This window comes from Dapis brunnea BLCC-M229, assembly GCF_050015995.1.
Taxonomy (GTDB): Bacteria; Cyanobacteriota; Cyanobacteriia; order Cyanobacteriales; family Microcoleaceae; genus Trichodesmium.
Genome location: NZ_JBNHEP010000183.1, coordinates 23076 through 37669, shown reverse-complemented (window position 1 = coordinate 37669; position 14594 = coordinate 23076). Strand labels below are relative to the sequence as shown.

Annotated in this window: 8 protein-coding genes and 1 pseudogene; 4 read left to right on the top strand and 5 right to left on the bottom strand. The window is 36.9% G+C overall.

Annotated elements, in window-relative coordinates; genetic code table 11:
• Nucleotides 1–277 precede the first annotated feature (277 nt).
• Nucleotides 278–1045, bottom strand: a complete 768-nt coding sequence (locus ACP6PM_RS21140; RefSeq protein WP_426588105.1) for a glycerophosphodiester phosphodiesterase — start codon at nt 1043–1045, stop codon at nt 278–280.
• A 283-nt stretch (nt 1046–1328) separates the two neighbouring features.
• Here ACP6PM_RS21140 and ACP6PM_RS21135 point away from each other — a divergent pair, with 283 nt between their 5' ends.
• The gene (locus ACP6PM_RS21135; protein ID WP_426588103.1) at nt 1329–2687 is read left to right on the top strand and encodes an S-layer homology domain-containing protein; all 1359 of its coding nucleotides are present in this window, start codon (nt 1329–1331) and stop codon (nt 2685–2687) included.
• Nucleotides 2688–3211: 524 nt separating this feature from the next.
• Nucleotides 3212–4657: a cyclic nucleotide-binding domain-containing protein gene (locus tag ACP6PM_RS21130; RefSeq protein ID WP_426588101.1), complete on the top strand. Its 1446-nt coding sequence runs from the start codon at nt 3212–3214 to the stop codon at nt 4655–4657.
• A 593-nt stretch (nt 4658–5250) separates the two neighbouring features.
• Here the strand turns inward: ACP6PM_RS21130 and ACP6PM_RS21125 are convergent.
• Together ACP6PM_RS21125 and ACP6PM_RS21120 are read right to left on the bottom strand one after the other, a co-directional pair.
• The gene (locus ACP6PM_RS21125; RefSeq protein ID WP_426588099.1) at nt 5251–6549 is read right to left on the bottom strand and encodes a hypothetical protein; all 1299 of its coding nucleotides are present in this window, start codon (nt 6547–6549) and stop codon (nt 5251–5253) included.
• 588 nt (nt 6550–7137) lie between these two features.
• Complete coding sequence (locus tag ACP6PM_RS21120) at nt 7138–9114, bottom strand: DUF6851 domain-containing protein (RefSeq protein ID WP_426588097.1); 1977 nt, start codon at nt 9112–9114, stop codon at nt 7138–7140.
• Between the two features lie 736 nt (nt 9115–9850).
• Between ACP6PM_RS21120 and ACP6PM_RS21115 the strand changes: the two are divergent.
• A pseudogene (locus ACP6PM_RS21115) lies at nt 9851–10583 on the top strand (IS1 family transposase).
• A gap of 144 nt (nt 10584–10727) precedes the next feature.
• Here the strand turns inward: ACP6PM_RS21115 and ACP6PM_RS21110 are convergent.
• A complete protein-coding gene (locus ACP6PM_RS21110; RefSeq protein ID WP_426588095.1) occupies nt 10728–11648 on the bottom strand; it encodes a LysR family transcriptional regulator in 921 nt (306 codons plus the stop codon).
• Nucleotides 11649–12023: 375 nt separating this feature from the next.
• Between ACP6PM_RS21110 and bicA the strand changes: the two genes are divergently transcribed.
• Nucleotides 12024–13745, top strand: a complete 1722-nt coding sequence (bicA, locus tag ACP6PM_RS21105; protein ID WP_426588093.1) for a bicarbonate transporter BicA — start codon at nt 12024–12026, stop codon at nt 13743–13745.
• A 270-nt stretch (nt 13746–14015) separates the two neighbouring features.
• Here bicA and ACP6PM_RS21100 read toward each other — a convergent pair whose 3' ends face one another.
• Complete coding sequence (locus ACP6PM_RS21100) at nt 14016–14222, bottom strand: hypothetical protein (protein ID WP_426588091.1); 207 nt, start codon at nt 14220–14222, stop codon at nt 14016–14018.
• Nucleotides 14223–14594 lie beyond the last annotated feature (372 nt).

Here is a 14594-nt window from a genome sequence, read left to right as displayed (position 1 = left end):
AATCATCAGAACTTACGCAGTACCACCATATCTAGTAGGGGTTAACGCAATACAGTTCAGATAAGACGAAAACTCCTATGGTATGGAACCATTAGATAAGCTTTTCAGATTAAATAACTGCAAAAAAAATCCTTAACTGAACCGTATTGGGGGTTAACGGCCGTTAATCCCTACAGGTGGTGTATATTTTCTTATGTTGCGTAAGTCCTGATGATATAAAATCTGCTTAATTCGGTATAAAAAAATGGTTCATCTGAGCGCTAAAGTGCAAATCTTTCTAAATTCTCTTCCCTCCTGACTCCTGACTCCTGGCTCCTGACTCCTTACTTCTATTACTATAAAATAACTTCAAAGCTAAATCTGGTCTATCTGTAATTAATGCAAAGGCTCCTTTATTCACAATTTCAACCATTAATTTTTCATCATTAACTGTCCAAACATAGATGTTCTTTTTTATCAGTTTCATCCGCCACGCAAAACCGAATTTTATTAATTGATAATTAGGAGAAACAAAATCAGCTTGAGTTGTAAATAAACGAAATTCTGGAAAAATTTCTGATAATCGAGTAGGGATTAAATTTTGGGGATTACCAAGTCCTAATAACAGCCCAGTTGTAATTTGATTATCTGCTTTTTTAACTGCAATAATCGCAGCATCAAGAAAAGATTTAATTACGTAATCTTGATAATCTAAATATTTTTTGACTAAATTAACTATCTCCAATTCATATCCCGCTTCTTTCAATTCAATATCAAGTTTTATTTTTCCCCGGCATAACTTCAACACATCTTCTACTAATGGAACTTCAAAACCTTTTTGGCGTGAAATATCTAAAAGTTGTTCATAAGTCAAATCGCTAATTTTGATCCCATCAATTGATTCATTGTGAAAAGCAACAAATAAATTATCCAGAGTTTTTCTAACATCAAACTCTAGCATTGAAACACCTAACTCAATAGCTTTGGCAAAAGATGCAATAGTATTTTCAAACTTCACCAAGCCAGATGCACCCCGGTGAGCAATAATTAATGGTTTAGTAGTCATGAGCAGAAGTCAGAAGTTAGAAGTCAGAAGTTAGAAGTTTAATTCTTGCTGTAACTATATTTGAGAATGTCCGCGCCAGTAATAGCGATTGCTATAAAATTTTGCAATAGTAGGAGCAGGTTCTCCTTCTTAATAATATCAACATTTAATATAGGCAGGTTCGTTTTTCGGGCTTAATAATATCAACATTTGATCAGATGAACCAGTCCCACCCCAATTCATCTTTTTTTTATCTCCAATATTAGTCTAATCTAGAGCTATCGCTAATATAAATAGAATAGCCATGACAAATACACCGACAAAACCACCGTCACGGCCAAGGCCAGTGGAACGTGATGAGTGGATTGCAATATTTGTAGCCTTAGCGACTCTTGGCAGCATATTTTTCTGGGCAACAACTAGAGAAAATAATGGGTTTAATCTACTTTCTAAACCCATGCTTTCTACACCTCTATCTGAAACTGTTGATAGTCCCGATATTGCTTCTCAGGAGTCAATCTTTAGCTTAGGCACACCTCAACTTAAGACTCCTACTGGTGAGTCAGCATCAAATATCGATCAAGCATCTCTAACTTCTGAAGAATTAGGAACAAGTCTAGCTACTTTGACCCCTATTACTAATACTGTTGAGGAGTTAGAGCCAAATATTCAGGGTTTAGATGAAGTCAAGACAAAGACTGAGACAACACCCAAATTAGCCAAACCGCTAAAAACAACTAATCCTACCCCACAAGTTGCCAAGAATTTGGCAGCATTGGGCATTGGCAAGATGTTATCTGAATCTCCACTTCCTACATCACCGGAAGTTACAGATTCTCCCATAGCAACTGAGACTCTACCTGTGGCACCTCCTATTCCTAGTCCAACAACAGAGTCACCCCAAGCAACGGAAACTTCTCTGCCTCCAAAGGTAGAAACTCCAGAGTCACCCAAAGCAACGGAAACTTCTCCGCCTCCAAAAGTAGAAACTCCAGAGTCACCCAAAGCAACGGAAACTTCTCCGCCTCCAACAGCAGTACCATCTCCTGACACATCTCCTACTGGCAGGGTTAAATTTTCTGATGTTCCTAATAGTTTTTGGGCAAGTAATTTTATTCAACCTTTGGCAGAACGGGATATTATTACTCAGGTTGATAATGATAAATTCGAGCCAGATAAACCTGTAACGCGAGCTGAATTTGCCACTCAAATTCCTAAAGTATTTGAGGAAAAATCAACTAGAAAGTCTATTAATTATGAAGATGTAAAAGCAGATTCATCAGCTCAAACCGAAATTCAAACAGCTACTAAATCTGGTTTTTTAAGTGGGTATCCAGGGAATGTTTTTCGCCCAGAACAAGAAGTATCACGATTACAGGTATTAATTTCTTTAGCTAGTGGCTTAAATCTGAAAATTCCATCTAATCCCGATGAGGTTTTAAGTATTTACAAAGACACAGAAAAAATACCTGATTGGGCTAAAGAAAAAGTAGCTGCCGCAACTGCTGCTGGATTAGTAGTGAGCCATCCAGATGTGAAAAATTTGAATCCAAATCAACCTGCTACTCGTGCTGAAGTTGCAGCAATTTTTTATCAAGCGTTGGCGAAATTAGGGCAGGTAGAACAGGTTTCATCTGAGTATATTGTGAGTCCGAAAAAATAGAATTAGCTATCTTTTTTGATCGGAACTTTTTCCCGAAATAATTAATTTATTAAAACCCGGTTTCTTCTAGAAACTGGGTTTTTAATCTTCTTATTAGGGAGTAGGGAGTAGGGAATAGGGAGTAGAGAAGATGGGTTGGGAGCAAGTAAAAAATATTTACCCCATCAGTTGTACCACTATAAGCAGTAAGTAAAGTTCAATAAAAACATGATTATAGAACTTTTGAGGATAGTGAAGTAAAGTTTAACACTAAATTCTATTCCCTATTCCCTAAACTCGTAAAACTTTGTACCTTATTAACTCCAAAACTGCTGTAATTATGACAGAGCACTCCCCATAACATAAAATAATTAGAATCTATACCAATTCACTTTAAAGATGTCACAAATAGTTGAAAACTTTAAATGTCAAATAATTTCCTGAAATTACTGTGGCATAAAAGTTTATAGTCTATAAAGTCTTAATGCATGACTTTTTACTTCCGTGAAACGGTATAGTTGCTATAGATAAAAATTTAAAACTCTATGCTTGAAGCAATACAAAAATTATTAGTAAATCTAACTCAAATGTTTACAACTCCTCTACTTTTCATAGGGGATACTTATATATCTTTAAGTTTACTTTTCCAATTAGGTATATATTTAATCATAGTCCTGCTCTTAGGTAGACTATTCAAAAATTTACTCAAAAAAGTATTTTTAGTAAAACTAGGCATAGATAAAGCCAACCGAGAGGCAATATCTACAATATTTAGTTATGGACTCAGCACCCTAGGTATAATAGTTATTCTCCAAACACAAGGCTTTAATGTCTCCTCATTAGCAGTTTTAGCTGGGGGTTTGGGTGTAGGTATTGGTTTAGGATTTCAGAATATTACTAAAAACTTTATTAGTGGTTTGAATGTACTAATAGAAAGACCTATTAAAATAGGAGATTTTATTGAATTAGAGAATGATTTAGGTTTTGTGGAAGAAATTGGTTTACGTTCAACTAGAATTAGAACATTAAAAGATAGTCATGTAATTATTCCTAATGGAATATTAATAGAGGGGAAAATACATAACTTAAGCTACGATAATTTTAAAGGTCGGATTGAAGTTGATATTTTTGTTTCTGATGATAGTGACCCAGTATTAGTTACGGAAGCTATATTAATGTCAGCTTATATGGAACCAGCAGTATTACGGGAACCTCCTCCAAAAGTTTTGTTTTTAGGGTTTCAAGATAATGCTTTTAAATTTCAATTATGGGTATGGGTAAATGAAATTTATAATCAACCCGTTTATATGAGTTCTTTACGGTTTCTAATCCAGCATAATTTACATCAACAAGGTATTTTAATTCCTTGGGATCATTTTAATATATATCTTCATCATCCACAGGATTCCAAAAATTTAGAATCATCTCAAAATACTGTTCTTCACGGGTTAAAAAATCATCAGTCTATACCTAATAAACCTCTATCAGCTAGGGATTTATTAATGCAAGTTAGTTATTTTGAAAATTTTACTGATGTGGAGTTAAGAAAACTAATAGAAGTAGGATATAGAAAACGTCTCAAGCAATTAGATTTTTTATTCCATGAAGGAGACCCTGGTGATACTTTTTATATTATTCTTTCCGGTTCAGTAGAGGTCTTTGCTGAAAAAATTAATAAACATCTCACTACTCTAAAAGCTGGAAAATTTTTCGGAGAATTAGCTTTAATGCTAGGTATTCCTCGTACAGCTTCCGTTAGAGCAATTGAAGATACTATTTTATTTGCTATTCAGAAAAAAGGCTTTGAAAAAATATTGCATGAAAATCCAGAATTAGCAGAGGTAATTGTGCAAGAGTTGAGTAAACATCAAGAAGAATTATCTGAACGTCAAAATGAACTTAGAACATTAGGATTAGTTGATGCAGAAGAAGATGATAAAAATCCTGTAGTTTGGGTCAGAAATCGTCTCAAAAATTTGTTTGATTTATAGCAGGGAACAGGGAACAGTTAGAAAAACATTTCCTAGTCTAAGATTCATCGTCAGTCTATGTCCTAACCAATTCTTTTTTAGTCATATAATTAGGGTTTGCGATCAAAAGTCTTTTTGTTGAGGTAGGGAGTAGGTCGGAGGGAGTAGGGAGTAGTTAAGAATTAGGAGAAGCAGGGAGTTGTAGAAGAGGTAGTCGTTCATCATAGCCACTTAAATTTTCTCCAGAACGTTACTCCAAAATGCTTAATTTTTCAGCTTTATTAACACAAAAGCTGGTACTTTTTTCAGACCATTAGTTTCTCAAACCTCGATCATGTAAATGCTTTTATATTTAATCAGCAAGCCCTAATTAGGGTTTGCTGAAAAAGTGTTATGGGTGAAGGCAGGAGAGGAGTCAGTCCTCAGGAGTCAGGAGAAATGGGAATTATAGAGGAGGTAGAAGGAATTATTGTTCCTTGATTTTTCTGCCATAATCATCCCCAAATATTAGCTTTTTAAGCTTTTTTCACCGAAAATCAGGCACTTTTTCCGGACAAAAAAATGCTACAGCCTTTATCTGTCAATACGCGCGAGAATTAATCAGCAAGCCCTAATTAATGAATAAAAGAAAGGTCGATTCTACCAAAATTTGTACTTAAAGCTATTTGCATATTTTCTAGTGCTTTGACTAACCATTGAACTTTTTTTTGCGTAGAAGATTCGTAATGGTTAAACAATATTGCAAATCGTTGTTCTAAACCTGGTCTGACCTCTTGACAAACTAATAAGATTTTTAGTAGTAGCCCTGTTGTAATAATCGGTCCTAAATTATCAATGAGGTTAACAAACAAATAATGTTGTAGCTGTTTTTGATTATTAACAATTAAAAAACTCAACATTTTGCTACAGGTCTTCTTCATTAAAAATTCATTGAATAGCTGATTATCATTCTCAGACATAACATTTTGTAAATGCTTGTAGAGTTGCTCCTTGAACCTAACTCTAATTTGTTGAGATTCAACATCAAAGGATGTACTTAGATATTCATAAAAACTATCTTTAAAAGAGTGATATGGTTGAGGTATTTTTATATAAGTTAAAAATCGTTTAGCATAATCTTGATAAGTCTCTCTACCTTCTACTTTACCCACAAATTGTTTGATAGATAATAATAGTTCATTATTCGATAATAAGGTAGGATTTTTGATCGATTGTAATTGTTTAACTGATTGTAATTGTTGAAATTGACAAAGTTCTATTCGGGCTTGATTAGTGATATAGCGGGATAAATTAATTTCAAATTTTTGCTGTTTTTGCTCTTGCAGTTTTCTGATTGCTTGTTGATATTCTGTACTACTTTTTGGAGTTAATAACAAATAGTTATATAGATAGGGATAGCGGGGGATAATAATTTTCAAAGGTTGATTTAAGCTGCTGCGACTCTTACTTTCAAATCCTTGATTCATCAGTGCTGCCAAACGTTTCAAGCTCAAGTATTGTTGACTATGAGTAAAACCTCTGACAAGTTCTAAAATTTTTTTTGTTTGGCAATAACCGTAATAGGAATAGTCAGATTTAGAGGTTGCTTGACTAAATAACTGAATCAATTTTTCTAAAACATTTTTTTGATCTTGATGTTGTTGTTGATAGTTAATTAAAATATAACAGCAACGATTCAGGATGTAGTTAAATTGTTCTTCACATTCAGGGAATTGTAAAATTCTTTCTAGAGCTGTCGATATTTCTGGAGTTTGGTATGAAGAAGATTGGAAAAATAGTATCCGAAATCGCTCAATCATTTGCTCGATTGATTCAATCGAAACCAATTTCAAAAAGTGATTATAAATCTTTTCTTCTAAGATTTGTTGCTCATAGGAATTAGTGACTATGATTTGTTTACTTGTATATTTCATAGATGCCTCCCACCCTGAAAAAAGAAGATTATTACTAATCATTAGTCGCAATCTTAATACTAAAAGTTAGTAAACCTTTTATTCATTATTTTCAGCTAAACTGATATTAGAAATATAGTAAATATTAATCATACTCCAGGTATGAAAGATTGTCATAAAATATTTTTTGATTCCCTATACCTATTCTAAATGAAAAGCCTCCTATAAAGGTTATTGATGGCAACTAAATCATTAACATACGAATTTTATTTTATTTTTATAATACCATGTGTTTGAATTGACGATCCGATTAAGTTAATATACTTAACATAGTCTTTCAAATCCTCCCTGCACTTACAGGCGTTTTCATAATTCATAGAGCATAGTAGGGACGTTCCATGAAACGTCCTTACAAGGGTAGTATTTTTATTCAACTATGAAACCTATAGCACTAGGCAAATAGGTTAGGACATTGGTAAATCTTCAAACTCAGTCATAGATTGCTTTTGACTTTTGACTTCTAACTTGCGCGTAGCGCTATACCTCAGTATTTTTGATAATTTTAATTTTAAAAAAAGTTTGCTTCTAGCAGCTTCTTCAAGTTGTTGCTTAAGCAAAAATATCGACAAAATCATCACTACCGATATCGCTTGCTGCTACATCCTGCAAAGTAATAGAAAGTCTGCGAGTAGTAATGCTAGTGTCGCTACCTACCTGAGCAATTGTCAAATCCTCGAACGTCAGGTCGCCTCTTAAACGAATCAAATCTATTCCATCTTCAAAATCAGTGATAACATCATCCCCATAACCACGACGGAAGTCAAACAGATCTGCACCAGTTCCACCAGTAATAATATCATCACCTCTATCAGCACCAATAATATCACGACCGCCACCAGCATTAATTATATCGTTACCTTTGCCGGAATGGATTAAGTCGTTACCATCTAAACCTTGGATAGTATCATCACCACGACCGCTATGTATGTATTCACTTGCATCAGTTCCAATTAACTCATCATCTCTGCGTGTACCAGTTATCTTATTGGGGGTAAGTAGAGACTGAGCTTCTTCCCAAACCTCTCCTGCTACCCGTTGCCCTAAAATTCCACCATTGACATCGCCATCCTCAAAATGAATGCCTCCGTAAAGACGAGAAAAACCAGCCTCATCAGCAGCTTCGCTGAAAGTTTCCCACTCCAGAGTTACGGTTTCTGTTGGTGTTACACCAGGTTCAAAACGAGACTCACCAGGGGCAAAAGTTACCGAAGCACCAAACTCATCATTACCAGTAAACCGTTGGAGAATTTCTGCGGCAGAAGCACTGAAAGTGCTATGACCGGATACATATTCAGCAAAAGGAGGTGAAGGATGGCTACCAGGAGTTTGATAGGTGAGGAAATCAGTTGCTAGAATTCTTTGGGTTCCTTGTCCTGGACCTGCCCAAGCATCAATAGCATAACCACCAAGCTGTTCATCAAACTCGCCTATCAAACCTAATTCGCCTAATTCGCGCACTGTGCGTACTGGACGAGCATAGTCGTAGAAAACTTTAGCTTCCCAAGTAGCAACACCAGCATCAAATACTGCGTTACCCAAATTAAAGAATAGTTCGACGTCTTGATCTAATGTATGCTCATCTCTGGCAGAAACAAATTGACCAAAAGTCATCCAGGTTCCTGGTGGGAAGGATGTACCACCCCCATCTTCCCAAAATTCCGCAATTAACTTTTGTTCGTCTGTCAGATTGGCACTAAAATTAACTACCTGTTCTGTTTGGGCAATAAATTCAGGATTAATAATAGTGCCAACAATCTCTGGACTGATTGGAACTACAGACTGGTCTGCCAAAGTAATTGTACCTGCATCCAAGTCTACCTCACCATCTACCAGCAAAAATGGTTCTGGTGCTACTGGTCGTAGTTCGTCACCTGATTCGAGGCCAAAAGGTGTCACATTACCCCAGTGTGGAGTCAGGAAGTTTTGGACTTGAGCATTAGGATCGTCAATAGGAACATTTTCGGGAGTCCAGAACTCTATATTAATAGGGTTCCCAGCAGGATTTTGAGGTTGATAACCAGTGATATCGGAGTAGGGATTACCATTACCATTGGGGTTATTTCCTAGTTGGTTAGAACCATCATTCTGGCGGAATGCTAATAGTGCTTGAGCGGAAACGTTACCAATGCCAGCAGGAGTACGTACATTGGTGGTAGTGTTGTTGGGGTCATAACCCAGTTCAGCCATCACACCATTGAAAATTTCTTCTTGCTCGGGGAATAAATCTATCAGCACCCGGTAAGCAGAAAAACTCATTGCCTCAGCTTTATTAGCTTCTGTGTTTTCAGAGCTACGACGTTGCAGATCGTCTCCTAACTGAGTTCCAATTGCTGATGGATCGTAAGCTGCCCAAGCATCATAGATGGCTGTGTGTACCATAGAATAGGCACGGGAAGCCACGGTTGGACCGGGAGCGGTATTAATAACTGCTTGTTGGACTGCGCGGTCCCATAACACTGAAATAGTGGGTGAAGGATCGTTAACTGTTACGAGTTGAGTGTTGGGGTCAAGCTGAAGTTCATTCATAGGTAGATGTGATAATAATAGTTTTGTTTGTTGTTCTAATAGATACTTCTAGGGTGTATCTCAGTTATGCAAAAAGTAAAAATACTCAGCGAATTAAGCGGTAAAGTTACACTTTACCTATTATAACTTGGGCTTTTAGGTATATTTATAGTTCAATTTTCTGGATGTGTTCGTTCTAAGTCTCATGAATACAAATCACTAACATTAGTTAGTGTGTATACAGGAAAAATTTACAATGGTTTTATCCCACATTCCGGATATTTTAATGATAATTTTAACTATTTTTAAAATCAGACATAGCAAGGCTTTTAGGAATTAAGCTCTCTGTGTCAGATAGGCGGAACATAAGTTTTAGACCTGTTTGCTTTATATTTACGATGATAAACAAGTTTTATCTCAGTAGCAACAGTATAATTATTGATTTTCAACAATATTTTTTTCAATAAAAAAATTCAAAAAATCAGTAATAATTCGGTAGTGCAGAGCGCAAAGTGTGGGGATAAGTAATTAAGTCATTCCAGTTCCAAGGAGCGATATAGCTGCTGCACTTGCTCCACCAACGCTAAACCTGCCCTTTGTTCTACTGTATTTTCCTTACGAGTTTGAACCAAAATTGAATTGAAATAGGCGATGTAGCTACCGTACCTGCACTTTATAATAGCGATACTACCGGACTTAATATCAAATACTTTGGTGTTGCACAATAGAGAATGATATTCTAGAATTTTATTGAGAAATGGATTGTCCTTATTGTCAAAGCCATAAAGTAGTGAAAAATGGTCATCGTCAGGGAAAACAGAGTTATCTGTGCCGTGACTGTGGCCGTCAATTTCGAGAAAGTCCCTCTCCTGCGGGTTATAGTTCTGATGTTAAAGAGCTTTGTGTAAAAATGTCCGCGATTTGGCATGGGATTCCGAGGCATTGAGAGAGTGACTGGTATTTCCCATAACACAGTGCTGAACTGGGTACGACTTGCAGAAGCACAGATTCCCGATAGTAACTATGAAATACCTGAAACTGCTCAAATAGATGAACTACAAACTTTTATTGGCTCAAAAAAAACAAAATTTGGGTCTGGACCGTCGTCAACAGCAAAATGCCAGGAATTCTGAAGTTTGTACTTGGCGTTAGCGAAGCTCCTCTGTAAGAGGCTCGCTCCGCCGTTACCTTTACAATATTATGGCAGATGATTCACGGTTGGGCCTGTTTTCTCTACATTACAGATGGATACAAGGTATATCCTTGCTTAATTGACGATTGCGTTCGCGTTAGCGGTGCGGAGCACTATCACCTAGTAAGTAAAACAGCAATGACGAGAGTAGAAGGAGAAAACTGCCGTCTGAGACACTACGCACGCTAGGTTACATCGCAAAACTTTGTGCTACTCCAAGTCCATTGATATGCTGTATAGATCAATTAACTTGCTGATCTATTATTTGAAACATCGGCAAATTCCTCAATTCTCATAATCATTCGTCACTGTGCAACGCCAATACTTTTTCAGGAATAGACCTCTCCAAAAATTCAAAATAAAATCAATTATTATTGATAAATTATCAATTACTTCTCCCTATACCCTATTCTCTCTTTTCTGGAGAGGTCTAATCATATTATTAACTCACAAGATGGGAAGTGATATCCATTTTTTGAGTATATTCTTGGATATATTCCAAGAATGCTTGAGCTATAACTGATAACTGTTTGCCATCTAAATAGGATACATACCACTGTCGCTGAATGGGAAAACCTTGAACATCTAAGGTAGTGAGTTCCAATTCAGAACTTTCACGATATAGGGTATGTTCTGACAAAACAGAAATTCCTAAGCCACCAGCGATTGCTTGTTTTATTGCTTCATTACTGTTAAGTTCTAAGCGCACGTTCACATAAATTTTGTGTTTAGCAAATAGTTGTTGCACCGCCTGGCGAGTGCCAGATCCCTGTTCTCTCATAATAAAAGCTTCATCTCTGATACGTTTAATGGGTATATTTTTCTTCCCTGCCAATGGATGATTTTTGTTAGCTACCAAGACCAAGGGATTATTCATTAGAGCTTCACTACACACAGGAACGTCTTCAGGAGGTTGACTTAATATATATAGATCGTCTTGGTTTTCCAGCATTCGTCTAGTGATATTTTGATGGTTTGTCACCTCTAAGGCAACATCAACCTTTGGATATTTTTGGCAGAAATGACCTAAAATTCTCGGCACAAAATATTTAGCAGTAGTTACCACGGCCAAACGTAACCGTCCTTGTTTTGTACCTTTGATGTCAGCAACTATCATCTCGAAGCGATCGAGCTGTTCAAAGACTTTTTGACAAGTGGCTAATAATTCTCGACCAACGTCAGTTAAGTGAAGTTGCTTACCAATTTGCTCAAATAAAGGCATCCCTACTGTCTGGGTAAGTTGCTTCATTTGACTAGAGACAGTGGGTTGGGTAATGAATAATTCTTCAGCAGCTTTAGTAAAGCTACCATGACTAGCTACTGTTTGAAACACTCTTAACTGATGTAAGGTGGCCTGAATCAAAGACTTTTCCTCCAATGATAATAAAAATAAAGAAAAACTTAAGACTGGTATAAGCAATTAAAAACTATCAGGTATTGCATTCCCAATTAATTTTTATAATAATCTTGACATAGACGATAGTCAATGGTTAAATTAAATTGCATTGACTTAATTCAATATAACTTACACAGAAACTCTAGTTGAGTTGTAAGTGCGTTATGTGGAGTTGCTACCGATGTCAAGCCTATGGATATCATAAGGTTACATATTCCAGTTAGTGATTCTCACAGAAGCAGGAACTGAGCTACCAAAACCCTGTTGGGTAAGTTTGGGTAAGTTTAGTATAGTTGATGTAAGTCGTGTTTAATAAAAAAAAGAAGTTAATAACATAAAACAATGGCTACGCAAGTTTTTAACAAAATACATTTTAGAAACCTTAAGGGCGATATGTTTGGTGGCTTAACAGCTGCTGTCATTGCTCTCCCTATGGCTCTTGCCTTCGGTGTTGCCTCTGGTGCCGGACCTGCTGCAGGTTTGTATGGTGCTGTATTAGTTGGTTTGTTTGCAGCACTATTTGGTGGTACACCAACTCTAATTTCTGAACCTACCGGACCAATGACGGTGGTAATGACTGCGGTGATTGCTAACTTAACTGCTGCTAACCCAGAAAACGGTATGGCAATGGCATTCACAGTAGTAATACTAGCTGGATTATTCCAAATCGGTTTTGGTTTATTAAAGCTGGGTAAATACGTTACCATGATGCCTTACAATGTGATTTCTGGTTTCATGTCAGGCATTGGTCTAATCCTCATCATCCTACAAATAGGTCCGTTTCTCGGACAAGCTAGTCCAAAGGGGGGCGTAGTTGGTACTATTCAGAACATTCCTGAACTTTTAACCAATATTAATCCTATAGAAACAGGGTTAGCAGTTCTTACAGTAGCGATCCTCTTCTTAGTCCCATCTAAAGTTAAGAAATTCGTCCCACCACCATTGCTAGCATTGGTAGTAGGAACAGTAATTTCTGTTGTATTTTTCTCAGATACTGCAATTCGTCGGATAGGTGAAATCCCTAGTGGTTTGCCTAGCTTACAGTTACCTTACTTTACTCCCGAACAGCTAAAATTAATGGTCGTTGATGCGACAGTGTTAGCTATGCTTGGCTGTATTGATGCTCTATTAACTTCTGTGGTTGCTGACAGTTTGACTCGTACTCAACACGACTCTGATAAAGAATTAATTGGTCAAGGTTTAGGTAACTTAGCTTCTGGTTTATTTGGTGGTATTCCAGGCGCTGGTGCAACTATGGGTACTGTGGTGAATATCAATACAGGCGCTCGCTCTGCTTTATCTGGTGTTACCCGTGCTGTGATTTTGATGGTTGTAGTTTTGGGAGCTGGTAGTTTAACAGCACAAATTCCCATGGCGGTTTTAGCAGGTATTGCTCTCCAAGTTGGAATTAAGATTATTGACTGGGGATTTCTCAAGCGTGCTCATGACATCTCCTGGAAGTCTGCAATCATTATGTATGCTGTTATTGGTCTAACTGTATTTGTTGACTTGATTGCTGCTGTAGGTATTGGGGTGTTTATTGCTAATATTCTGACTATCGATCGCTTAACTCAGCTAAAATCTGAGGATGTTAAAGCTATCACTGATGCTGATGATGCGATTATCTTAGACAATGATGAGAAAGAATTACTGGATCGTGCTGAAGGTCGGATTTTATTATTCCACTTGAGTGGTCCGATGATATTCGGTGTTTCTAAAGCTATCTCCCGCCAGCACACACTTCTGAATAATTATGAAGTCTTGATTGTAGATTTGAGTGAAGTACCTCACATGGGTGTAACTTCTGCTCTAGCAATAGAAAATGCGATTCAGGAAACTGTTGATACGGGTCGTGAAGTATTCCTAGTTGGTGCTTCGGGTAGTGTTAAACGACGCTTAGAAAAATTGGGAGTTTTAAATATTGTACCTTCACAAAATCTGTTGAGCGATCGGAGGCAAGCATTAGTTAAAGCAGTGTCTTTAGTTACTTCTGATGTCAATATTAATGGTGTAAGTCAGAACGGAGTTAGGGGTCAAACTCGCATTGATACTCTGATTAAATAGAAATCTCCCTGAAGTGGTAACAAAGAGATATAAAATACAGATTGGGCAATGAGAATTGCTCGGGTTTTGAGTAATACAGCGCTTTCCACTTCCTGTGAGGTAAACCTATCGCGGGCAATATGCCCGCAATACAAAATTTTCGGCTTTGGTGAATGCGTAATGCTTTTGTCTCAAATATCTATGAAAAAACTATAGTTGTACGGTTCATAAATATTGAAAAGCATTACGTAATCAGCAACCCTAGATTTTCACTATTCACCTTCTACATCATTAGATTTGCTTGAAATCTTGTGTATTAACATCTTCCTTGTGCAGCATCTCCGCGTCACAGACATAGGTCATGCCGGAATAATCCTCGAAAAACTCCCCTGTGACCTCTACTGAAATCTTTAGGGTGATATCCCAACCGGACACGAGCACCTCAATCTTCATATCCGGGATATCCACATACGCATTGGTATATCCAACTGCAACCACCGTAGAATCGTTTGCAACCCTATAACTGCTTGCCCCAGCTTCCTTAGGAGCCGTGTAAGAATAACCTGAACAGTTTTTTTAATGGAAGCTAGATTTCAAAATCTATTTCAGATAAAATTTGTACAACTTATTTTTACATGATGCCTTAATAATCTTAACGATCTCTTTTTAAGCAACTTTTGTGTGATGATGACGAACTTGATGACTTGCTGGGTCATGTGGGTTACTTCTTAACGCTTTCTGTTGCAACAATTCAAGACTCTATAAGTTTTGCATGGAACCATATCTTTGAATATGATACCAAAGATCGGCGAATCCACAACCATTTTTTGACAAAGATTTACTCAGATTTGCTCAAGCATTTCATAAAAA